Source organism: Pseudomonas sp. R-28-1W-6 (assembly GCF_009799925.1).
Lineage (GTDB): Bacteria > Pseudomonadota > Gammaproteobacteria > Pseudomonadales > Pseudomonadaceae > Aquipseudomonas.
This window is the reverse complement of sequence record NZ_WELK01000014.1, coordinates 48,984-70,264: the sequence shown is the minus strand read 5'-3', so window position 1 is coordinate 70,264 and position 21,281 is coordinate 48,984. Positions and strand designations below refer to the sequence as shown.

At 68.1% G+C, this 21,281-nt stretch carries 19 protein-coding genes; 2 read left to right on the top strand and 17 right to left on the bottom strand.

All coding sequences use genetic code 11. From position 1 onward, the window contains the following. Positions 1–22: 22 nt before the first annotated feature. The 3 genes from F3I62_RS18710 to F3I62_RS18700 all read right to left on the bottom strand — a co-directional run bounded on the left by F3I62_RS18710 (position 23) and on the right by F3I62_RS18700 (position 3,961). Positions 23–988: an isopenicillin N synthase family oxygenase gene (locus tag F3I62_RS18710; protein ID WP_160491156.1), complete on the bottom strand. Its 966-nt coding sequence runs from the start codon at positions 986–988 to the stop codon at positions 23–25. A gap of 308 nt (positions 989–1,296) precedes the next feature. After that, positions 1,297–2,379 (bottom strand): BMP family ABC transporter substrate-binding protein, encoded by a 1,083-nt coding sequence (locus F3I62_RS18705; protein ID WP_160491155.1) that lies wholly within the window; start codon positions 2,377–2,379, stop codon positions 1,297–1,299. Positions 2,380–2,605: 226 nt separating this feature from the next. Continuing rightward, a complete protein-coding gene (locus F3I62_RS18700; RefSeq protein ID WP_160491154.1) occupies positions 2,606–3,961 on the bottom strand; it encodes an 8-oxoguanine deaminase in 1,356 nt (451 codons plus the stop codon). Between the two features lie 203 nt (positions 3,962–4,164). Here F3I62_RS18700 and F3I62_RS18695 point away from each other — a divergent pair, with 203 nt between their 5' ends. Beyond that, positions 4,165–4,629, top strand: a complete 465-nt coding sequence (locus tag F3I62_RS18695) for a transposase (RefSeq protein ID WP_160491153.1) — start codon at positions 4,165–4,167, stop codon at positions 4,627–4,629. A gap of 80 nt (positions 4,630–4,709) precedes the next feature. Here the strand turns inward: F3I62_RS18695 and F3I62_RS18690 are convergent, their stop codons facing one another. From F3I62_RS18690 to puuE, 9 genes are all read right to left on the bottom strand, one after another. Next, positions 4,710–5,636 carry an ABC transporter permease gene (locus F3I62_RS18690; RefSeq protein ID WP_160491152.1) on the bottom strand — a complete coding sequence of 309 codons (927 nt, stop codon included), beginning with the start codon at positions 5,634–5,636 and terminating at the stop codon, positions 4,710–4,712. Positions 5,637–5,789: 153 nt separating this feature from the next. Beyond that, positions 5,790–6,890, bottom strand: coding sequence for an ABC transporter permease (locus F3I62_RS18685; RefSeq protein WP_160491151.1), 1,101 nt, complete (start codon positions 6,888–6,890; stop codon positions 5,790–5,792). A 13-nt stretch (positions 6,891–6,903) separates the two neighbouring features. Then, positions 6,904–8,445 (bottom strand): ABC transporter ATP-binding protein, encoded by a 1,542-nt coding sequence (locus F3I62_RS18680; RefSeq protein WP_160491150.1) that lies wholly within the window; start codon positions 8,443–8,445, stop codon positions 6,904–6,906. Between the two features lie 671 nt (positions 8,446–9,116). Continuing rightward, the gene (locus F3I62_RS18675) at positions 9,117–9,776 is read right to left on the bottom strand and encodes a TetR/AcrR family transcriptional regulator (RefSeq protein ID WP_160491149.1); all 660 of its coding nucleotides are present in this window, start codon (positions 9,774–9,776) and stop codon (positions 9,117–9,119) included. Between the two features lie 203 nt (positions 9,777–9,979). Then, the gene (locus F3I62_RS18670) at positions 9,980–11,158 is read right to left on the bottom strand and encodes a urate hydroxylase PuuD (protein WP_160491148.1); all 1,179 of its coding nucleotides are present in this window, start codon (positions 11,156–11,158) and stop codon (positions 9,980–9,982) included. A 4-nt stretch (positions 11,159–11,162) separates the two neighbouring features. Then, positions 11,163–11,678 (bottom strand): ureidoglycolate lyase, encoded by a 516-nt coding sequence (locus tag F3I62_RS18665; RefSeq protein WP_160491164.1) that lies wholly within the window; start codon positions 11,676–11,678, stop codon positions 11,163–11,165. Between the two features lie 82 nt (positions 11,679–11,760). Continuing rightward, the gene (gene alc, locus F3I62_RS18660; RefSeq protein ID WP_160491147.1) at positions 11,761–12,753 is read right to left on the bottom strand and encodes an allantoicase; all 993 of its coding nucleotides are present in this window, start codon (positions 12,751–12,753) and stop codon (positions 11,761–11,763) included. A gap of 14 nt (positions 12,754–12,767) precedes the next feature. Further along, a complete protein-coding gene (uraD, locus tag F3I62_RS18655) occupies positions 12,768–13,283 on the bottom strand; it encodes a 2-oxo-4-hydroxy-4-carboxy-5-ureidoimidazoline decarboxylase (RefSeq protein WP_160491146.1) in 516 nt (171 codons plus the stop codon). Beyond that, positions 13,280–14,212, bottom strand: coding sequence for an allantoinase PuuE (gene puuE / locus F3I62_RS18650; RefSeq protein ID WP_160491145.1), 933 nt, complete (start codon positions 14,210–14,212; stop codon positions 13,280–13,282). Before puuE ends, uraD begins: the two co-directional genes overlap by 4 nt. Positions 14,213–14,388: 176 nt before the next feature. On the opposite strand from puuE, the gene uraH reads away from it, so the two are divergent. Then, positions 14,389–14,742: a hydroxyisourate hydrolase gene (gene uraH, locus F3I62_RS18645; protein ID WP_160491144.1), complete on the top strand. Its 354-nt coding sequence runs from the start codon at positions 14,389–14,391 to the stop codon at positions 14,740–14,742. A gap of 33 nt (positions 14,743–14,775) precedes the next feature. On the opposite strand, the gene guaD is transcribed toward uraH, so the two are convergent. The 5 genes from guaD to F3I62_RS20250 all read right to left on the bottom strand — a co-directional run. Continuing rightward, entirely contained in the window at positions 14,776–16,086 is a 1,311-nt protein-coding gene (gene guaD / locus F3I62_RS18640; protein ID WP_160491143.1) for a guanine deaminase, read from the bottom strand. Positions 16,087–16,199: 113 nt separating this feature from the next. Beyond that, positions 16,200–17,027 (bottom strand): xanthine dehydrogenase accessory protein XdhC, encoded by an 828-nt coding sequence (xdhC, locus tag F3I62_RS18635; protein WP_160491142.1) that lies wholly within the window; start codon positions 17,025–17,027, stop codon positions 16,200–16,202. Between the two features lie 115 nt (positions 17,028–17,142). Continuing rightward, the gene (gene xdhB, locus F3I62_RS18630) at positions 17,143–19,497 is read right to left on the bottom strand and encodes a xanthine dehydrogenase molybdopterin binding subunit (protein WP_160491141.1); all 2,355 of its coding nucleotides are present in this window, start codon (positions 19,495–19,497) and stop codon (positions 17,143–17,145) included. After that, positions 19,490–20,929, bottom strand: a complete 1,440-nt coding sequence (xdhA, locus tag F3I62_RS18625; RefSeq protein WP_160491140.1) for a xanthine dehydrogenase small subunit — start codon at positions 20,927–20,929, stop codon at positions 19,490–19,492. Before xdhA ends, xdhB begins: the two co-directional genes overlap by 8 nt. 131 nt (positions 20,930–21,060) lie before the next feature. Next, a partial coding sequence (locus F3I62_RS20250) for a hypothetical protein (RefSeq protein ID WP_218572941.1) occupies positions 21,061–21,281 on the bottom strand: 221 nt, incomplete at its 5' end.

Below are 21,281 nucleotides of genomic sequence, written 5' to 3'. Positions count from 1 at the left end.
GGCCCCTCCTGCACGTGCGGTTCTACGCGCTGGCCTCTTCGCGGCGGTAGGCGTAGGTCTCGGCGAAGCGCGAGAGCATGTAGTCGCTGCAGGAAATCGGCGCGTATTTGGCCGGATGTTCAGGATTCTGGCAACCGGGCAGGCAGCTGATTTCGGTGTCCGGGTGGGGTTCGGCGAAGAACGGCATGGAGTAGCGGTCCACCCCTAGCGGGCTGATCACCCGGTGCGGCGTGGACTTGTAGCGGTCGTTGCTCCAGCGCGCCAGCATGTCGCCGATGTTGACCACGAAGGTGCCGTCGAGCGGCGGCGCGTCGATCCACTGGCCCTGCAGGTTCCGCACCTGCAGGCCGCCGGCGTCGTCCTGGTAGAGCAGGGTCACGCAGCCGTAATCGGTGTGCGCGCCGGCGCCCTGCTGTGCGGCGCTGCTGGCGGTCTGCCGTGGTGGGTAGTGGATCAGGCGCAGCACGCTGATCGGCTGTTCGAAGCGGCGGTCGAAGAAGTCGCGCTCGATGCCCAGCGCCAGGGCCATGGCGCGCAGCAGGGTCTTGGCCAGTTCGTGCATGTCCAGGTAGTGCTGTTCCAGCAGCGCCTGCCAGCCGGGGATATCCGGATGGCGGTTGGGCCCGCGCAGCGGCTTGCCGGCCAGCACCTCGGGGTGCTCGGCGGGCAGGTGCAGGCCCATGTCGAAGGTTTCCTTGAGGTCGCTGGGCCGGCTGGGGTCGAGCTGCTCGGTGGCGATGGCGCCGTAGCCACGGTGGTGGCGGGTCTGGGTGATGTCGATGCGCAGCTTCTCGGCATCCGGGCGGGCGAAGAAGTCCACGGCGGCGGCCTTGAGTTGGGCGATGCGCGCGGCGCTGATCGGATGGCCCTTGATGTAGAAGAAGCCCCACTGGCGGCAGGCCTGGTCGATCTGCCGGGCAACCTGCGGCCAGCCCGCCGGGTCGCTGTGGTAAAGGGGGGCGATGTCGATGATCGGGAGTGAGTTCATGGATGCTCCTGGAGGGGTGTAGGTGCTGCGAGTCTTCTCGTACCCAGGGCAGCGAAAAGGGCGCAATGCGGGGCGCCCCTGGTGCGCGGTTCTTTCCGGGGGAAAGGGACGGCGCGGATTGCTTTGCTATGGCTTGGTCTGGGTGGGAGCGGCTTCAGCCGCGATCGGGGCCAGTTCGATACTGCCTGCTCAATCGCGGCTGAAGCCGCTCCCACAATAGCTGTGCCCACAGAAAGCCGTAGGAGGGGCCTTGGCCGCGACTGCGCACAAGCGTCGTGGCGCCCAGCCCCTCCTACGAGTGCCGTCGCTTACTTCGGCATCTCGGCGGTGATGCCCTTGACGTAGTAGTTCATGCCGGCCAGTTCGGCGTTGCTGGCGGTGCTGCCGGCCGCGATCTTGACCGCGCCGCTCTGGTCCAGGATCGGGCCGGTGAAGGGGTGGAAGGAGCCGTCCTTGATGCTGGCGATGATGGTTTCGGCTTCGGCCTTCACCTCGGCCGGGACCAGGTCGCTGATCGGCAGTTCGATGGTGCCTTCCTTCAGGCCGCCCCAGTAGTCCTGGGGCTTCCAGGTGCCATCGATGACCGCCTGGGTGCTCTTCACATAGTGCGGGCCCCAGTTGTTGACGATCGAGGTGAGCACGGCTTTCGGCCCGAAGTGGGCCATGTCCGAGGCGTAGCCCACGGAGTAGACGCCGCGGCGCTCGGCGGTCTGGATCGGCGCCGGGCTGTCGGTGTGCTGGAACACCACGTCGACGCCCTGGTCGATCAGGGCGTTGGCGGCATCGGCTTCCTTGCCCGGGTCGAACCAGGAGTTGACCCACACCACCTTGATCTCGGTGCCCGGGTTGTACTTGTCCAGGGCCAGCTGGATGGCGTTGATGTCGCGGATCACTTCCGGAATCGGGAAGGAGGCGACGTAGCCGACCTTCTTGCTCTTGGTCATCTTGGCGGCCAGGAAGCCACCGACGTAGCGGCCTTCATAGGAGGTGGCCAGGTAGGTGCCGAGGTTCTTGTCCTGCTTGTAGCCGGTGGCGTGCTCGAAGGTGACCTTGGGGAACTGCTTGGCGACCTTGGCGGTGGGGTTCATGTAGCCGAAGGAGGTGGTGAACACCAGGTCGTAGCCGCCCTTGGCCATGTTGCGGATGACCCGCTCGGCGTCGGCGCCTTCGGCCACGTTCTCGACGAAGCTGGTTTCCACCTGGTCGCCGAACTGCTTGAGCAGCGCCTGGCGGCCCTGTTCGTGCTGGTAGGTCCAGCCGTGGTCGCCGATCGGGCCGACATAGACGAAGCCGACTTTCAGCGGGTCGGCGGCCAGGGCGCCGAGGGATGCGGTCAGGCCGATGGCGGCGGCGACGCCACGAACCAGGGCTTTGAGGGACGGTGTGGACATAGGGTGCGGTGCTCCGTGTCGAATTTTTATGGGGGCGGCCGAAAGAGGCGTGACGACCAATGCAAAAAATTGACCAACAAGACAAATAAGCTCGGCTGGCGGCGATGGCCCACTGCTGCGGGCCGTGGCTGCGGATAAAACTTGTCTTGCCGGTCAATAACGGCGCGTTTTAGCGGCACTTGGCCTGAAACTGGTGCAAGGCTTCCGGGCACGCGTCGCCCAGTCTTCAGCCGCCGACCAGTTGCCGCGCCGCCAGGCGGTGGGCGGCGATCAGTGCGTCGAGGTCGAGGCCCTCGATTTGCCCGTCGAGCACCCGACAGCGCCCGCCGACCAGCACCCGGTCGGCACGTTCGGCACCGCACAGCAACAGCGCGGCGAGCGGATCATGGCTGCCGGAGAAGCGCAGCTGGTCGAGCTTGAACAGGGCCAGATCGGCCTGCTTGCCCACGGCCAGTTCGCCGATATCGCTGCGCCCGAGCAGCCTGGCCGAGCCGCGGGTGGCCCAGCCCAGAGCCAGCTGCGGAGTGATCCGCTCGGCGCCATAGCGCAGGCGCTGCAGGTAGAGGGCCTGGCGCGTCTCGAGGATCAGGTTGGAGGCATCGTTGGAGGCCGAGCCGTCCACGCCCAGGCCGACCGGGGCCCCGGCCGCCTGCAGCGCCAGGGTCGGGCAGATGCCCGAGGCCAGGCGCATGTTCGACACCGGACAATGGCAGATGCCGGTGCCGGCGGCGCCCAGGCGGGCGATTTCCTCGGCATTGAAGTGGATGCCGTGGGCCAGCCAGGTGCGCGGGCCGAGCCAGCCGACGCTGTCCAGGTAGTCGACGGTGCGCAGGCCGAAACGCTGCTGGCAGAAGGCTTCCTCGTCGAGGGTCTCGGCCAGGTGGGTGTGCAGGCGCACGTCCTGCTGGGCGGCCAGTTCGGCGCTGGCCTGCATGATCTCGCGGGTCACCGAGAACGGCGAGCAGGGCGCCAGGGCGATCTGGATCTGCGCGCCGGCACCGCGCTGGTGGTAGCGGCGGATCAGGCGCAGGCTGTCGTCGAGGATCACCTGGCCCTGCTGCACGGTCTGCTGCGGCGGCAGGCCGCCATCGGTCTGGCCCAGGCTCATCGAACCACGGGTCAGCATGGCGCGCATGCCCAGTTCGCGCACGGCCTCGACCTGCACGTCGATGGCCTCCTCCAGGCCTTGGGGGAACAGGTAGTGATGGTCGGCGGCGGTGGTACAGCCCGACAGCAGCAGCTCGGCCAGGGCCACGCGGCAGGCCAGGGCGAGCTGCGCCGGGGTCAGTCGCGCCCACAGCGGGTAGAGGGCCTGCAGCCAGGGAAACAACGGCTGGTTGACCACCGGTGCCCAGGCGCGGGTGAGGGTCTGGTAGAAGTGGTGATGGCTGTTGATCAGCCCCGGCAGCACCACGTGCTGGCTGGCATCGAACACCTGCGCACAGGGTTGCGCGGGGGCCTGGCCGGCGCCCAGCAGTTCGACGATCAGCGCGCCCTCGACGACCAGGCCGCCGCGGGCGTCCAGGTCATTGGCGGTGAAGATGGCTTGCGGGTTCTTGATCCAGATACGTGGTGCGGGCATGGCCGGCTCCTCTGACAGTGATGTTCAGGTTGGCCAGCTCAGTGTTGCCCTGTCTGCTGATCCAGGGGCGCCGAGGCGCGGGGCGGTGACCATCGCGGCTGAAGCCGCTCCCAAACAAGCGACCTGCAACCCTGTGGGAGCGGCTTCAGCCGCGATAAACCGGCAACCCTATACTGTGGATGTCATTACCCTGGAGCAAAGGAATGCCCCGCTCGATAAAACCTCATTCGGGCCGACTGCGTGTCGGTCGTTACTCCGAAACCCAGCGGCTGTATCTGTTGACCTGCACCGTGCATGAGCGGCGGGCCGTTTTCACCGGTTTCACCTGCGCGCGCCTGCTCATCGCCGAGTTGCGTCGCGCCCAGGACGAGGGTTTGGTCGACTCACTGGCCTGGGTAGTCATGCCGGATCACTTCCATTGGCTGACTGTTTTGCAGCAAGGTTCGGTCGAACAACTCATGCAGCGCGTCAAAGGGCGCAGTGCGCGTGTGCTCAACCAGGCCCTTGGCCGTTCGGGGCGTCTGTGGCAGAGCGGTTATCACGATCGCGCCTTGCGTCGTGAAGAGGATGTTCAGGCGGTGGCTCGCTACAGCGTGGCCAATCCGCTGCGGGCCGGTTTGGTTGGGCGGCTTGGCGATTACCCGTTCTGGGATGCTGTATGGCTCTGAAAGTCCGTATCGCGGCTGAAGCCGCTCCCACAAAAGCCGTCTGCAGCCCTGTGGGAGCGGCTTCAGCCGCGATGGCATTCTCAATGCCCCGCCTTCCACGGCTGGCCGAGGGACACCGGGGCGTACAGGCGGGTCTTCAGCGCATCGCGCGAGAGCACCACCAGCACCAGGATGGTGGCCACGTAGGGCAGCATCGCCAGCAGGTTGGCCGGGATGCTCACGCCGATGCCCTGGGCCACCAGGTGGAGGATGCTGGCCAGGCCGAACAGGTAGGCGCCGAGCAGCACGCGCAGCACCCGCCAGCTGGCGAACACCACCAGGGCCAGGGCGATCCAGCCGCGCCCGGCGCTCATGTTCTCCGCCCACATCGGCGTGTAGGCCAGCGACAGATAGGCGCCGGCCATGCCGGTCATGGCGCCGCCGAACAGCACCGCCAGGGTGCGCACGCGCAGCACCGGCAGGCCCATGGCGCTGGCCGCATCGGGGTTCTCGCCGACGGCCTGGAGGATCAGGCCGAGGCGGCTCTTGAGCAGTACCCAGGTCACCAGGGCGAACAGGGCGAACGACAGGTAGACCAGCAGATCCTGCTGGAACAGCATGTGGCCGAGCAGCGGAATGTCCGCCAGCAGCGGGATGGCGATCGGCTCGAAGCCGGCCAGCGGCTTGCCGACCCAGGCGGCGCCGACGAAGGACGACAGGCCGACGCCGAAGATGGTCAGGGCCAGGCCGGTGGCCACCTGGTTGGCCTGGCAGCCGAGGGCGACCAGGGCGAACAGCGCGGCCAGCAGCATGCCGGCCAGGCAGGCTAGCAGCACGCCGAGCCACAGGCTGCCGGTGGCGAGGGCGACGATGAAGCCGATCACCGCGCCGAACAGCATCATGCCTTCCTGGCCGAGGTTGAGGACGCCACTTTTCTCGCACACCAGCTCGCCGAGGGCGACCAGCAGCAGCGGGGTGCCGCAGCGCACCATGGCGAAGAGGATGTTGCTTACCAGATCGAGATCCATAGTCGAAGCCTCAGGCTGCGCGCCGCGGGCGGCAGGTGAACGAAGGTGGGTAACCTGTGGGAGCGGCTTTAGCCGCGATGCCGGCACCTGAGGCGCCTGCAGGAGCAATCGCGGCTGCAGCCGCTCCCACGCAATTGGGTCGATAGCCGTGCATCAGGAAGCCGCCGCTTCGCTGAGCACCGCGCGCTGGCGCCATTTCAGGTTCAGGCGCAGGCGATAGAGAATCAGCACGTCGCAGGCCAGCAGGTAGAACAGCATCATTCCTTGGAACAGCTCGGTCAGCGACTGCGGCAGGTTGAGGCTCATCTGCGCGCTTTCGCCGCCCAGGTAGAGCAGGGCCATCAGCAGGCCGGCGCAGAGGATGCCCAGCGGGTTGAGGCGGCCGAGGAAGGCCACGGTGATCGCCGCGTAGCCGTAGCCGGGCGAGACCTGCGGCACCAGCTGGCCGATCGGCCCGCTGACTTCGCTGACCCCGGCCAGCCCGGCCAGGCCGCCGCTGATCAGCAGCACCAGCCACACCAGTTTCTTCTCGCGGAAGCCGACGAAGCCGGCGGCGCGCTTGTCCAGGCCGAGCACCTTGATCTGGAAGCCGATGAAGCTTTTTTGCAGCAGCACCCACACCGCCACCAGGGCGAACAGGGCGAAGAACACGCCGATGTGCACGCGACCGTCCTCGAACAGCTGCGGCAGGCGGCTGGCGTCGCCGAACATGGCCGACTCGGGGAAGCTGAAGCCGTGCGGGTCCTTCAGCGGGCCGTGGACGAAGAACAGCAGCAGGTTGAGGGCGATGTAGTTGAGCATGATGGTGGTAAGGATTTCATTGGCGTTGAACTGCGTGCGCAGCCAGGCCGCCAGGGCGCCCCAGGCGGCGCCGCCGAGCACGCCGCTGGCCAGTACGCAGGCCAGCGCCCAGGGCGAGTCCCAGCCGATGATGTTGACCGCCACCGCGCTGCCGGCCAGGGCGCCGATCAGTAACTGGCCTTCGGCGCCGATGTTCCAGATGCGCGCCTGGTAGGCCACGGCCAGGCCGAAGGCGCAGAGCAGGATCGGCAGGGCCTTGATCAGCAGTTCGGAGACCCCGTAGAAGTCGCTGACCGGCGCGATCAGCAGGGTATGAAAGGTGACCAGCGGATCGTGGCCGAGCACGGCGAACAGCAGCGCGCCGCTGAGCAGGGTGAGCACCCCGGCCAGCAGCGGCGACAGCAGGAGCATGGCGCGCGACTGCTGGATACGGGGTTCGAGGGATAACAGCATGGCGGCGTTCTCGTCAGGCGGCGTCTTGCGGGGAAGCGAACTGGCCGGCCATCCAGCGGCCGACCTCCACGGTATGGGTCTGCGCGGTGGCCTGCAGCGGCGACAGGCGCCCGCTGCACAGCGCCGCGAGGCGGTCGCTGATCTGGAACAGCTCGTCGAGGTCCTCGGAGATCACCAGGATCGCCGCGCCGGCATCGCGCAGGGCGATCAGCGCGCGGTGGATGGCCGCCGCGGCGCCGACATCCACGCCCCAGGTGGGGTGCGCGGCGACCAGCAGCCTGGGGTTCTGCAGGATCTCGCGGCCGAGGATGAACTTCTGCAGGTTGCCGCCGGACAGGCTGCGCGCCTGGGCCTGGGCGTCCGGGGTCTTCACCGCGAAGCGGCGGATGATCTCCTCGGCCAGCTCCAGCACCTGGTGCGAGCGGATCAGGCCGTGGCTCAGCAGGCCGTGCTGGAAGGCCGTGAGCAGGGCGTTGTCGGCCAGGCTCAGCTCCGGCACGGCGCCGTGGCCGAGGCGTTCGGCGGGGACGAAGGCCAGGCCGCGCCGGCGGCGGGCGTCCGGGTAGAGGTTGGCCACCGGCTCGCCGTCGATGCTGATGCGCGCGCGCTCCTCATGGGCCAGGCGCACCTCGCCGCAGAGCAGGGCGAGCAGTTCGTCCTGGCCGTTGCCGGCGACCCCGGCGATGCCGACGATCTCGCCGCTGCGTACTTCCAGGCGCAGGTTGCGCAGCGAGGTGCCGAACGGGTCGGCGTTGTCCCAGCTCAGGTCGTCCACGCGCAGCCGGGTCAGCCCGCCCGCGACTTTTGGGTAGCTGGCCTCCAGGCCTTCGGCGTCGCCGACCATCAGGCGCGCCAGCTGCAGGTCGCTGCACTGGCTCGGCACGCACTCGCCGGACACCTGGCCGGCGCGCAGCACCGTGGCGCTGTGGCAGAGCGCGCGCACTTCGCCGAGCTTGTGGCTGATGAACAGGATGCTGCAGCCCTCGGCCGCCAGGGCGCGCAGGGTGACGAACAGCTCGTCGACCTCCTGCGGGGTGAGCACCGAGGTCGGTTCGTCGAGGATCAGCAGGCGGATGTCCTGCATCAGGCAGCGGATGATCTCCACCCGCTGCCGTTCGCCAATCGACAGGCTGTGCACCAGGCGCTCCGGCTCCAGGCCCATGCCGTAGCGCTGCGACACCTCGCGGATCTTCGGCTCCAGCTGCTGCGGCGTGCCGGCCTGGCGGCCGAGGGCCAGGGCGATGTTCTGCGCCACGGTCAGGGTCTCGAACAGCGAGAAGTGCTGGAACACCATGCCGATGCCCAGGTCGCGGGCCTGGGCCGGGTCGCGCACCTGGATGCGCCGGCCCTGCCAGTACAACTCGCCGCTGTCCGGCTGGGTCACACCGTAGATGATCTTCATCAGGGTGCTCTTGCCGGCACCGTTCTCGCCCAGCAGGGCATGGATCTCGCCCGGCTGGATGCGCAGGTCGATGCGGTCGTTGGCCAGGCAGCCGGGGTAGCGCTTGCTGATGGCGCGCAGTTCCAGGCGCGCTGGCGATGCTGATGGGGACATGGGCGGCTCGGTGGTTGGGGTTGGGCTGCTGTGCATAAGCAAAAACTTGGCCAATTAATCAGGAAATTTGCCGGAGCCTGTGCCGGCGGCCTCGCGCTGTGCGGCGCCGCCCGCTGATGGGAGCCGAACGGCTGGAAACTGCCCGACTCTGGTGCGTCGTGCACTGCTCGGGAGCTGGCATGGGAACCGCGCCCAGACCAGCCCGTTGCGGCTTGCCACGATCTGCCTGTTGATAAAAAAGTCAAACAAAAACAGGTACTTGTATTTGCTGGTCAAAAAACATGCAGTTGTCCGCAGGGCCTGTGCTGGCTGGCCTGCAGCCAGCGCTACAGAGGTTATGCACAGCTTCGTCCACAGAAACTGTGGAGCTTTGTGGGCAAGTGCCGGTGACAGGCGGGGCCGGCTTTGCGGGCCTGTTATCGCGAATGAATTGGCCAGCTCCTTCTTTGTGTTGCATGGGTGGCGAGCGTGGATTGCCCTGGATGTCGCGGCGCCCATGAGGGGGTAGGTTGGCGTTGAGCGCAGCGAAGCCCAACAACCGGGGCAGGGTCGTTGGGCTTCGTCGCGCTGCTCCTCAACCCAACCTACGATTCATCGCCTTTGCATCTCGCTATTGGGGCATAGCCACTGAATTCGTCCCCAAGGGAGGCTGCGTGCGGTCTTGCTGCTGCTCACGGCGGCGGGGTCAGGCCGCAGCCCTTGAGGATGATGCGGATCAGGTTGTCGCCGGCCTGGTTGAAGTCCTGGCGGGTCAGCTTGCTCTTGCCCACCACCCGGCAGATTTGCGAGCCGAAGTCGGCGTAGTGCTGGGTGCTGCCCCACAGCAGGAAGATCAGGTGCACCGGGTCCACCGGGTCGATCTTGCCGGCGTCGATCCAGGCCCGGAACACCGCGGCGCGGCTGTTGAACCAGCTGCGGTAGTCCTGGTTGAAATACTGGCTGAGGCAGGGTCCGCCGCTGATCACTTCCATGGCGAAGAGGCGCGAGGCGTCGGGGTGCTTGCGTGAGAACTCCATCTTGGCGCGGATGTAGCGGCTCAGCGCCTCGGCAGGGTCGTCGTCGACGGTGAGGTGGTTGAAGGTGCTGTCCCACAGATCGATGATGTTGGCCAGCACCGCCAGGTACAGGCCCAGCTTGTTGCCGAAGTAGTAGTGCAGGTTGGCTTTGGGCAGCTCGGCCTTGAGGGCGATGGCGTTCATGCTGGTGCCCTTGAAACCGTGGCGGGCGAACTCCTCCCCGGCGGCGGCGAGAATGACTTCCTCGTTGTGCTGGCGAATGCGCCCGGCCGGTTTTTCCGGGCTGCTGCTGTGCGAAGGGATGTACAGGTTCATCGAGGCTCTCGGGCGGGCAGTGGAAAGGTCTGACGCTGCCGACCTTGCAATTTCCTGACCAGATGATCACGAAATGCGTACCGGCAAGCCCGCGTGCTTTTCGGTGGGAGCGGATTTATCCGCGATCAGGCGGGCAACTCCGCGCGGGCAGTTATCGCGAATGAATTCGCTCCCACAAAAGCCTCACCAAAGCCGCGCAACAATCACTTGGCCTGGGTCTGCTCGGCGATCCAGCGGCCGAGCAGGGCGCGTTCTGCCTCGGTCATCTGGGTCAGGTTGCCCAGCGGCATGATCCGGCTGTCCACCGCCTGGGCCTTGATCCGTGCGGCCTGCTGGCGGATCTGCGCGGGGCTGTCGAACATCACTCCGGCCGGCGCGCTGGCGAACAGCGGGCTGCTCGGCCTGGCCGAGTGGCAGCTGGCGCAGCGCTGGGCGATCAGCGTTTGCACCTGGCTGAACTCGACCGCCGTACTGGCGGCAGGCGGTTCCTGCCGCGGGGCGCTGACGAAGGCCAGGCAGAGCATGCCGAGGGCGGCGGCCGGCAGGGTCCAGGCGAACTGCTGGCTGCGGTGGCGGGTGTTGAAGTAGTGCCGCACGCCGATCGACAGGGCGGCGATGGCCGCCAGGATCAGCCAGTTCCAGGCGCTGCCGTAGGTGCTGGGGAAGTGGCTGCTGATCATGATGAACAGCACCGGCAGGGTGAAGTAGTTGTTGTGCCGCGAACGCAGCAGGCCCTTGGCCGGCAGCGCCGGATCGGGCGTGCGGCCGGCTTCGATGGCGGCGACCAGGGCGCGCTGGGCCGGCATGATGGTGCGCAGCACGTTGCCGACCATGATGGTGCCGATCAGCGCGCCCACATGCAGGTAGGCGCCGCGACCGCTGAACAGCTGGCTGTAGCCCCAGGCAGCGGCGACCAGCAGGACGAACAGGACGCTGCCGAGCAGCAGCGGCTGGCGACCCAGGGGCGAGTCGCACAGCCGGTCGTAGACCAGCCAGCCGAGGGCCAGCGAGCCGAGGCCGATGACGACCGCCAGCCACGGCGCCAAGTCGCTGCCGGGGGCCAGCAGGTACAGGCGCGGCTCGAGGTAGAACACCAGGGTCAGCAGGGCCACGCCGGATAGCCAGGTGCTGTAGGCCTCCCACTTGAACCAGTGGAGTTTCTCCGGCATCTGCGGCGGCGCCAGCTGGTACTTCTCCAGGTGGTAGATGCCGCCGCCGTGGATCGCCCACAGGTCGCCGGCCAGGCCGTCGCGCGGGGCGCGCCGGTCCAGGTGGTTCTCCAGCCAGACGAAGTAGAACGAGGCGCCGATCCAGGCGATGCCGAAGATCATGTGCGACCAGCGCACCGCCAGGTTGAGCCATTCGAGCAGGTGTGCAGCCAAGGTGTTATCCCCTGTGGATGGAAGCCGGGTCGAGCAGGCATTGCTCGGCCGCGGGGAAAAAGTGTTCGTCGCAGTTGGCGCCGGGGCCGGCGCGGTCGATCACCAGGAAGTCGTCCTCGTCGGCCAGGCACAGTACCGGGTGGTGCCACACGCCCTGGTGGTAGTTGACGCCCTGGCGGCCGTTGCTGAGGAAGGCGCGCAGCTGGTCGCCATGCAGCTGCTCGGTGGGCGCGGCGACGACGATCAGGAACGGCCGGCCGTTGAGCGGCATGAACGCCTGGCTGCCCAGCGGATGGCGTTCGAGCATGGCGATGGTCAGCGGCATCGGCAGCGCCGTGGCGTGGAACAGGCTGATGATCGTCGTGTCGTCCGCGCCGCTGAGCTGCACCTCGGCCTGGCGGTGGTAGCGCCGGGTCGAGCCGTTGTTGATCAGGAAGAACTCGCGGCCCTCGGCCTCGATCACCTCGCCGAAGGGGGCGAAGGCCTGGGCGGTCAGCGGTTCGATGGTCAGTGTGCGCATCATGGTTCTCGCATGGCCTGATGGTGCTTATCGCGGCTGAAGCCGCTCCCACAGGGGAGCAAGGCCCCTCCACGGTTGTGCATTACTTGGCCGGCTTGCCGAACAGGCGCAGGCGGCTGACGCCGCCGTCCGGGAAGATGTTCAGCCGCACATGGGTCACCGGACCCAGCGGGTTGAGCGCGGCGAAGCGTTGCTCGCAGTCCATCTGCAGCTTCTGGCTGGGCAGCAGCTCGCGCCAGAACAGGCTCTGGGTCTCGATCTGCGCGTCGGTGCCGCCTTGTACGTAAGCGGCTTGCAGCGAGCAGCTGTCCGGGTAGTTGCCCTTGTAGTGCAGGGTGTCGACCAGCACCTCCTCGATCACGCCGGGGTGGCCGAGCTGCACGATCACCCAGTCGAAGCCCGGCGTGCGCCGGCGCGCGGTTTCCCAGCCGCCGCCCATGTTCTCGGCGCGGCCGGGGTTGAGGATGTTGCTCATGCTGCCGTAGTGCTCGTCGGAGCAGGCCAGGGCGCGGCCACCGTTGAGGGCGGCGGCCAGGTCGATGGTGTCGGCGCCGGCGGCCGACCAGTCGCGGTGGGGGATGCCGTACACGCGCAGGCGCGCCACGCCGCCGTCCGGGTAGATGTTCAGGCGCAGGTGGGTCCACGGCCGGTCGTCGTCGATGGCGTGCAGGTGCTGGCTGTTGCCTTGCAGGGCCACGGCGGGCAGCACCTCGCTCCAGGCGGTGGCGTCGTCGGGGTCGCCGCCGCCTGCGATGAAGCAGGCCTCCAGCGAGGCCGACGGCGGGTAGTTGCCGGTGAAGAAGCGGGTGTCGATGTCCACGCCCTTGATCGAGCCGGGCACGCCCAGGCGCAGCAAGGCATGGTCATGGCCCTCGAAGCGCTTGCGCCGGGACTCCCAGCCGTCCATCCACTTGCCGTTGTCGTCGTACAGGCCTTCCTTCCACACCGCCGGGGTGGGTTGCAGCATGCGCTCGACCGGCGCGAACCAGTCGTCGGTAACGGACAGGGCACGGGTGCCGAGGCGGGCGTCGGCCAGGTTGAGGTATTTCTCGAAGGGGGCGGCATGGGTCTTCACGGTGCGGTATCCAGTCAGAGGGCTTGCAGGCGGAACAGGGCGATCCGGTTGATTTCCGCCAGGGCGGTGGCGAATTCCTGTTCCGGGCTGTGGGGGAGGCGTTGCTCGAAGGCGGCGAGGATCTGCTGGCGGTTGCTGCCCTTCACCGCCTTGATGAAGGGGAAGCCGAAGCGCGCCTTGTACGCCGCATTGAGTGCGCTGAAACGGGCGAACTCCTCGGGGCTGCAGTCCTGGATGCCGGCGCCGGCCTGTTCGGCGCTGGAGGCGGCGGTCAGTTCGCCACGGATGGCGGCCTTGCCGGCCAGGTCCGGGTGGGCGTTGATCAGCGCCAGTTGCTCGGCGCGGCTGGCGGCCAGCAGCACCCGGCTCATCTGTGCGTGCAGGCTGTCTATCTCGTCGAAGCTGGCCGGCTCGCCCTGGTCGTAGGTGCGTTCGGCGACCCAGGGCGAGTGCTCGTAGATGTCGGCGAAGGCGGCGATGAAGGCTGCGCGGCTCAGGCTCGAGGGAGTCAGGGTCTGAAAGCGACTCATGGCTGCACCTGCGGCGGGCAGGGGTGCACGGCGTGCCAGTGGCGGGCGATGTCGACGCGGCGGGCGCACCACACGCGCTCGTGGCTCTTCACGTAGGCGATGAAGCGCTGCAGGGCGGCGAAGCGCGCCGGGCGGCCGAGCAGGCGGCAGTGCATGCCGATCGAGAGCAGCTTCGGCGCGCCGGCCTGGCCTTCGGCGTAGAGCACGTCGAAGGCGTCCTTGAGGTAGGTGAAGAAATCGTCGCCGCTGTTGAAGCCCTGCACCTGGGTGAAGCGCATGTCGTTGGTGTCCAGGGTGTAGGGGATCACCAGGTGCGGCTGGCCATGCGGGGTGTGTTTTTCCCAGTAGGGCAGGTCGTCGTCGTAGGTGTCGCTGTCGTAGAGGAAGCCGCCTTCCTCCATCACCAGGCGCCGGGTGTTCGGCCCGGTGCGCCCGGTGTACCAGCCCAGCGGGCGCTGGCCGCTGAGCTCGCTGAGGATGCGGATGGCCTCGGCCATGTGCGCGCGTTCCTCGGCTTCGGGCATGTCCTGGTAGTTGATCCAGCGCAGGCCGTGGCTGCAGATCTCGTGGCCGTCGGCGACCATCGCGCGGATCGCCTCGGGATGACGCTGGGCGGCCATGGCCACGGCGAAGATGGTCAGCGGGATGCCCTGCTCGCGGAACAGCCTGAGCAGACGCCAGACGCCGGCGCGGCTACCGTATTCATACAGCGACTCCATGCTCATGTGGCGCGCACCGGGCAGCGGCTGGGCGGCGACCATCTCGGAGAGGAAGGCTTCCGATTCGCCGTCGCCATGCAGGATGCAGCGCTCGCCGCCTTCCTCGTAGTTGAGCACGAAGGACAGGGCGATATGCGCGCCACCCGGCCACTGCGGATGGGGCGGCGTGCCGGCGTAGCCGATCAGGTCGCGGGGGTAGTCGGTGGCCAAGTCGGGCTTCCTCTGCTGGGCTATGGATACAGTGTGGTTGACGAAAAGCCGGGTGGCGCTGCCGTTGCCGGCGCTGGCAAGCGTCTTGCAAAAAACTTGCCCGATTGGTCAAGTATAGGAGCCGATCAGCAACCGGCCTGCACGGGCAGCGCCGGGCCATCGACAGGAGAAATGTTATGGGCCGCTTGACCACCCACGTACTGGATGCCGCGCACGGTCGCCCGGGCAGTGCCATCGCCATCGAGCTGTACCGTGTGGAGGGGGCGCAGCTGCAGCTGCTCGGCCGCACGCAGACCAATGCCGACGGGCGCTGCGCGGCGCCCTTGCTGGAAGGCACGGCGTTCACCACCGGCACCTACCAGTTGCAGTTCGCCGTGGGCGACTACTACCGGGCCTTGGGCGTGGCGCTGCCCGAACCGGCCTTCCTCGATGTCATCGTGCTGCGTTTCGGCGTGGCCGACAGCGCGCAGCACTATCATGTGCCGCTGCTGGTTTCGCCCTACAGCTACTCGACCTATCGCGGCAGCTGAGCCGCTTTGGTGCCGGGCAGGCCGAGCGGCGGGTCAGCTTGCTTCGCGCTGGTGCACGCAGCGCCCGGCGGCGTAGGTGGCGCGAATCACCCGGTCGTCGCCGAGGGTGATCAGGGCGAACAGGCTCTCCTCCAGGCTGCCGGCCTGGCGCAGGCGGTAGTCGAGCAGCGGCGTGGCCTTGCGGTCGAGGACGACGAAGTCGGCGTCCTTGCCCGGCAGGAAGTTGCCCAGCCGGTCATCCAGGTACAGCGCCCTGGCGCCGCCCAGGGTGGCCAGGTGCAGCAGCTTGAACGGGTGGGTCTGGTGGCCGCGCAGCTGGCCGACCTTGTACGCCTCGCTGAGGGTGCGCAGCTGGGAGAAGCTGGTGCCGCCGCCGACATCGGTGCCCAGGCCGACGCGCACGCCGTGGCGCTCCATCTTCGCCAGGTCGAACAGGCCGCTGCCGAGGAACAGGTTGGAGGTGGGGCAGAAGGCCAGCGCCGAGCCGGTTTGCGCCAGGCGCTGGCAGTCGCCGTCGCACAGGTGGATGCCGTGGGCGAACACCGCGCGCGCGCCGAGCAGCCGGTGGTGGTCGTAGACATCCAGGTAGCCGGCCCGCTCGGGGAACAGCGCCTGCACCCAGTCGATCTCGCGCAGGTTCTCCGCCAGGTGGGTGTGCAGGTACAGGTCCGGGTATTCGCGCAGCAGGCGGGCGGCCTGGTCGAGCTGCGCGGGGCTGCTGGTGGGGGCGAAGCGCGGGGTCACCGCGTAGTGCAGGCGACCCTTGCCGTGCCAGCGCTCGATCAGCGCCTTGCTCTCGGCATAGCCGCTTTGCGGGGTGTCGAGCAGGTAGGCGGGGGCGTTGCGGTCCATCAGCACCTTGCCGGCGATCAGGCGCAGATCGCGTTTCTCGGCGGCGCCGAACAGGGCATCCACCGACTGCGGGTGCACGCTGCCGAACACCAGGGCGGTGGTGGTGCCGTTGCGCAGCAGCTCCCCGATGAACAGCTCGGCGACCTCGGCGGCATGGGCCGGATCGGCGAAGCGCGCCTCCACCGGGAAGGTGTAGGTGTTCAGCCAGTGCAGCAGGTCTTCGCCGTAGGCGCCGATCATGCCGGTCTGCGGGTAGTGGATGTGGCTGTCGATGAAGCCGGGGCAGAGCAGGGCATCGGGGAAGTGCTGCACCGCCACCTCGGCGGGCAGCTGGGCCAGCAGCTCGGCGGCCGGGCCGGCGCGCAGGACCTTGCCGTCCTGCACCAGCAGCAGGCCGTCGGCGAAGTACTCATGGCTGTGGGCGTTACCCACCTCGGCGGGGTCGGCCAGGCTGTGTAGCAGGGCGGCGCGAAAGGCTTGGATCTGGCTCATGGGAATTCCGCAAATGCTCGGGTGGCGTACAGGGGTTGCCTGTGTGGGAGCGGCTTCAGCCGCGATGCAGGCCGCATACAAGCATCGCGGCTGAAGCCGCTCCCACACAAAAATCAGGCACGGCGTGAGTCTGGCAGCAACTGTGCCAGGCTGCCCTTGGCCGACTGGCTGCCGAAGCTGGCGTTGTAGGTGGCGATCACTTCGCCGGCGATCGACACGGCAATCTCCATCGGCAGCTTGCCCTTGACCTCGGCCAGGCCCATGGGGCAGCGCATGCGCTGCACCACCTCGCTGGCCAGGCCGCGCTCGCGCAGGCGGTGCTCGAAGCGCGCGCGCTTGCTCTTCGAGCCGATCAGGCCGAACCAGGTGAAGTCGTTGCGGGCGAGGATCGCGGCGGTCAGTTCCAGGTCGAGCTGGTGGTTGTGGGTCATGACGATGAAGTAGGTGCCGGCCGCTTGTTCGGCCACCTCGTCGACGGGCTCGTCGCTGACGATGCGTTCCACCCCGCGCGGCAGCGGGTCGGGAAACTCCGCTTCGCGCGAGTCTATCCAGCGCACCTTGCACGGCAGGCTGGCCAGCAGCGGCACCAGGGCGCGGCCGACATGCCCGGCGCCGAATACGGCGATGCGTGCCTGGGCGCGGCCCATGGGCTCGAACAGCAGCACGGTGGCGCCGCCGCAGCACTGGCCGAGGCTGGCGCCGAGGGTGAAGCGCTCCAGGCGCGGCTGCCGGGCGCCCGCGGCGAGCATCTCGCGGGCGATCTGCAGCGCCTTGTATTCCAGGTGGCCGCCGCCGATGGTGTCGTGGCTGCGTTCGGCGGCGACCACCATCTTGGCCCCGGCATTGCGCGGGGTGGAGCCACGCTCCTCGATCACGGTGACCAGCACGCAGGGCTGATCCTGCTGCTGCAGGTCGGCCAGGGCTTCGAGCCAGTTGTTCATCTTGCTCCCCCTTGCTCAGGGTCGTGTGCGGACCGCTTCTGTTGTGGGAGGGGCCTTGGCCGCGACCGAAGGCCACACAAAAGCGTCGCGGCCAAGGCCCCTCCTACGGTAGCGCTCATCCCTGTAGCGCCTGTTTCATCTGCTGCACGCCCCACAGCACCCGTTCCGGGGTGGCGGGTGCGTCGATATCCGGTTGCACGCGGTAGTCGGCGATGCTCGCCACCGCATCCTTGATCGCACACCAGGCGGCGATGCCGAGCATGAACGGCGGCTCGCCGACGGCCTTGGAGTGGAACACCGTGTCTTCCGGGTTCTGGCGCTTCTCCACCAGCTTGATCCGCAGATCACTGGGCATGTCGGCCACCGTGGGGATCTTGTAGCTGGCCGGGCCGCTGGTCAGCAGGCGGCCCTGGGCGTCCCACACCAGCTCCTCGCAGGTCAGCCAGCCGACGCCCTGGAGAAAGCCGCCTTCGACCTGGCCGATGTCGATGGCCGGGTTCAGCGAGGCGCCGACGTCATGCAGGATGTCGGCGCGCAGCAGCCGGTATTCGCCGGTCAGGCTGTCGACCAGGGCCTCGACGCAGGCCACGCCGTAGGCGAAGTAGTAGAAGGGGTGACCCTGGCCGCTGGCGCGGTCGTAGTGGATCTTCGGCGTGCGGTAGTAGCCGGTGGACGACAGCGACACCTGGCCGATCCAGGCCAGCCGCGCCAGCTCGGCGAACGGCAGCAGGTGCGTGCCGGCGCGCACCTGGTTGTTGCGCAGTTCGACCTCGTCAGCGGCCACGCCGAAGTGTTTGGCGGCGAATTCGACCAGGCGCGCCTTGATGATCTCGGCGGCGTTCTGCGCGGCCTTGCCGTTGAGGTCGCTGCCGCTGCTGGCGGCGGTGGGCGAGGTGTTGGGCACCTTGTCGGTGTTGGTGGCGGTGATCTGGATGCGCCCGATGTCGACCTGGAACACCTCGGCCACCACCTGGGCGACCTTGGTGTTGAGGCCCTGGCCCATCTCGGTGCCGCCGTGGTTGAGGTGGATGCTGCCATCGCTGTAGACGTGGATCAGCGCGCCGGCCTGGTTGAGGAAGCTGGCGGTGAAGCTGATGCCGAACTTCACCGGGGTCAGCGCCAGGCCCTTCTTCAGCACCGGGCTGGCGGCATTGAAGGCGCGGATCGCGGCGCGGCGGGCGTGGTAGTCGCTGCTGGCCTCCAGCTCGGCGGTCATCTCGGCCAGCAGGTTGTGCTCCACGGTCTGGCCGTAGTGGGTGACGTTGCGTTCGCTGTGGCCGTAGTAGTTGCGCTTGCGCACCTCCAGCGGGTCGAGGCCGAGCTGGCGGGCGATGCGCTCCATCACCTCCTCGATCGGCAGCATGCCCTGGGGCCCGCCGAAGCCGCGGAAGGCGGTGTTGGAGGCGGTGTGGGTCTTGCAGCAGTGGCCGTTGATCAGCGCGGCGCCGAGGAAGTAGGCGTTGTCGGCGTGGAACATGGCGCGGTCGACGATGGAACGCGACAGGTCCGGCGAGTAGCCGCAGTTGCCGGCCAGCTCCATGTGGGTGGCCAGCAGGCGGCCGTCGTCAGCGAAGCCGATGTCGTACTCGACGTAGAAGGGGTGGCGCTTGCCGGTCATCTGCATGTCTTCGAAGCGCGGCAGGCGCATCTTCGCCGGGCGCCCGGTGAGATGGGCGACCACCGCGCACAGGCAGGCCGGGCCGGCGGACTGGGTCTCCTTGCCGCCGAAGCCGCCGCCCATGCGGCGCATGTCCACCACCACCTTGTGCATGGGGATGCCGAGCACTTCGGCCACCAGCTTCTGCACCTCGGTGGGGTTCTGCGTGGAGCAGTACACCAGCATGGCGCCGTCTTCGCCGGGCATCACCGAGGACACCTGGGTTTCCAGGTAGAAGTGTTCCTGGCCGCCAATCTGCAGCCGGCCCTGCAGCCGATGCGGCGCGCTGGCCAGGGCGGCGGGCGCATCGCCGCGGCGCTGCTGGTGGCTGTCCACCACGTACTGCCGGTCGCGCATGGCCTGCACCACGTCGAGCAGCGGCTCCAGGTCCTGGTATTCGACGATGGCGGCCTGGGCGGCGCGGCGGGCGTTGTCCAGGCTGTCGGCGGCGACGGCGAGGATCGGCTGGCCGACGAACTGCACCAGGCCATCGGCCAGCAGCGGGTCGCCCGGCAGCAGCGGGCCGATATCCAGCTGGCCCGGCACGTCCTCGTGGGTGATGACTAGGGCCACGCCGGGCATGGATTGGCACGGGGCGGTGTCCAGGCGGGTGATCCGCGCATGGGCGCGTTCGCTGCGCAGGGCGTAGACGTGCAGCTGGTTGGGGAATTCCAGGCGGTCGTCGATGTAGATGGCTTCGCCGCTGACGTGCTTGTCCGCGCTCTCGTGCTTGAGCGGTTTGCCCACGCCGGTGGCGAGGCCCTGGCGGAACAGTTCGGCCAGTTGCTGCTGGTTGGGGGCGGGCTTATGCATGGTCGGTCACCCGGGTGGCGATGTGCGGCTGGGTCAGTTCCAGGTGGCAGCGGCGCAGCAGGTTCTGCGCCACCAGCAGGCGGTAGTCGCGGCTGGCGCGAAAGTCGCTGAGCGGGGTGAAGTCCAGGGCCAGGGCGGCGCAGCCGGCTTCTACCGTCGCCGTGTCGAACGGCTGGCCGCGCAGCGCCTGCTCGCAGGCCGTGGCGCGCTTGGGAGTGGCGGCCATGCCGCCGAAGGCGATGCGCACCGCGCCGAGCACGCCGTTGTCCAGCTGCAGGCTGAAGGCCGCGCAGACCGCGGAAATGTCGTCGTCCAGGCGCTTGGACACCTTGTAGGCGCGGAACTGCTGGCCGGCGACGGGGCGCGGCACTATCAGCTTCTCGATGAATTCGCCGGGCTGGCGCGCGGTCAGCTTGTAGTCGAGGAAGAAGTCTTCCAGGGCCAGGCGGCGCTGTTGGCTGCCCTGGCGCAGGATTAGCTGCGCGCCGAGGGCGATCAGCAGGGGCGGGGCGTCACCGATCGGCGAGGCGTTGCCGATATTGCCGCCGAGGGTGCCCTGGTTGCGGATCTGCAGCGAGGCGAAGCGCTCCAGCAGGGCGCCGAAGTCCGGGTACTCGGCGCCGAGCAGGGCATGGCAGTCGCTGAGGGCGACGCCGGCACCGATCTCCAGGCGCTCGGGCAGCACGGCGATGCGCTGGAGTGCCTCGACCTGGCCGAGGTGGATCAGCAGCGGCAGCTCGCGGTGCAGCTGGGTGATCTCCAGCGCCAGGTCGGTGCCGCCGGCCACCAGGCGGGCCTCGGGGTGGGCGGCGAACTGGTTGGCCAGTTGCTCCAGGCTGGTCGGCAGCAGGCAGCGGTGGCCATTGCCGTCCAGGCTCTCGGCCGGGGTGCGGGCTATGGCCTGCAACCGGGCGACGGTCTCGGCCTCGTGGGCATCGAAGGCATCCGCCTGGCGCTGGCCGCAGGCCTGCTCGGCGGCGGCGAGGATCGGCCGGTAGCCGGTGCAGCGACACAGGTTGCCGGCCAGCGCCTGCTGGGTGGCCTGCGGGTCGAACTGCTGCACGCCCTTGTGCAGGGCGAACAGCGACATGACGAAACCGGGGGTGCAGAAACCGCACTGCGAACCGTGGCAGTCGGCCATGGCCTGCTGCACCGGGTGCAGGCGGCCCTGCTGCTTGAGGTCTTCCACGCTGATCAGCTGCTTGCCGTGCAGGCTGGCGACGAAGGTCAGGCAGGCGTTGATCGCCCGGTAGCGCAACCGCTCACCCGCCAGTTCGGCCAGCACCACGGTGCAGGCGCCGCAATCGCCGGAGGCGCAGCCTTCCTTGGTGCCGGTGCGGCCCTGGACCCGGCGCAGGTAGTCGAGCACCGTGAGGTTGGGATCCAGATCGCGCTCTTCGCAAAAGCGCTGGTTGAGAAGGAAACGGATCATGCCGTCGCTCCTTCTTGCCCGGTTCGCCGGACAAGGCGCTGGGTTATCGCTGTTACCACACATTCTGCTCCGCACGGGGGCGTTGCGCTCGCTGGCGGGCGCCGCCCTGGATAATTTATTTGACTATCTAGTCAAGTATTTATGCGAGCGAAGCAATAAGCGGGCCGAATGCCGGACAGCCTGATACCACCAGTGTGGACGGGATTTCGCAGGGCGTGGGCGGGCGGGGTGAACACCAGAATGGTGCGTGCGCCGAGGGTGTGCCTGTTTTCGAGGCCGGGCGGGGTGCGGAAGGCGGAAACGAAAAAGGCCACTCGTTTGAGTGGCCTTTCTTCGAAACTGGTTGCGGGAG

What these genes read in the sequence shown, in the direction of transcription:
- F3I62_RS18710 (WP_160491156.1), bottom strand. Translation starts at nt 988, where the DNA reads ATGAACTCACTCCCGATCATCGACATCGCCCCCCTTTACCACAGCGAC.
- F3I62_RS18705 (WP_160491155.1), bottom strand. Translation starts at nt 2,379, where the DNA reads ATGTCCACACCGTCCCTCAAAGCCCTGGTTCGTGGCGTCGCCGCCGCC.
- F3I62_RS18700 (WP_160491154.1), bottom strand. Translation starts at nt 3,961, where the DNA reads ATGCCCGCACCACGTATCTGGATCAAGAACCCGCAAGCCATCTTCACC.
- F3I62_RS18695 (WP_160491153.1), top strand. Translation starts at nt 4,165, where the DNA reads ATGCCCCGCTCGATAAAACCTCATTCGGGCCGACTGCGTGTCGGTCGT.
- F3I62_RS18690 (WP_160491152.1), bottom strand. Translation starts at nt 5,636, where the DNA reads ATGGATCTCGATCTGGTAAGCAACATCCTCTTCGCCATGGTGCGCTGC.
- F3I62_RS18685 (WP_160491151.1), bottom strand. Translation starts at nt 6,890, where the DNA reads ATGCTGTTATCCCTCGAACCCCGTATCCAGCAGTCGCGCGCCATGCTC.
- F3I62_RS18680 (WP_160491150.1), bottom strand. Translation starts at nt 8,445, where the DNA reads ATGTCCCCATCAGCATCGCCAGCGCGCCTGGAACTGCGCGCCATCAGC.
- F3I62_RS18675 (WP_160491149.1), bottom strand. Translation starts at nt 9,776, where the DNA reads ATGAACCTGTACATCCCTTCGCACAGCAGCAGCCCGGAAAAACCGGCC.
- F3I62_RS18665 (WP_160491164.1), bottom strand. Translation starts at nt 11,678, where the DNA reads ATGCGCACACTGACCATCGAACCGCTGACCGCCCAGGCCTTCGCCCCC.
- uraD (WP_160491146.1), bottom strand. Translation starts at nt 13,283, where the DNA reads ATGAGTCGCTTTCAGACCCTGACTCCCTCGAGCCTGAGCCGCGCAGCC.
- uraH (WP_160491144.1), top strand. Translation starts at nt 14,389, where the DNA reads ATGGGCCGCTTGACCACCCACGTACTGGATGCCGCGCACGGTCGCCCG.
- guaD (WP_160491143.1), bottom strand. Translation starts at nt 16,086, where the DNA reads ATGAGCCAGATCCAAGCCTTTCGCGCCGCCCTGCTACACAGCCTGGCC.
- xdhC (WP_160491142.1), bottom strand. Translation starts at nt 17,027, where the DNA reads ATGAACAACTGGCTCGAAGCCCTGGCCGACCTGCAGCAGCAGGATCAG.
- xdhB (WP_160491141.1), bottom strand. Translation starts at nt 19,497, where the DNA reads ATGCATAAGCCCGCCCCCAACCAGCAGCAACTGGCCGAACTGTTCCGC.
- xdhA (WP_160491140.1), bottom strand. Translation starts at nt 20,929, where the DNA reads ATGATCCGTTTCCTTCTCAACCAGCGCTTTTGCGAAGAGCGCGATCTG.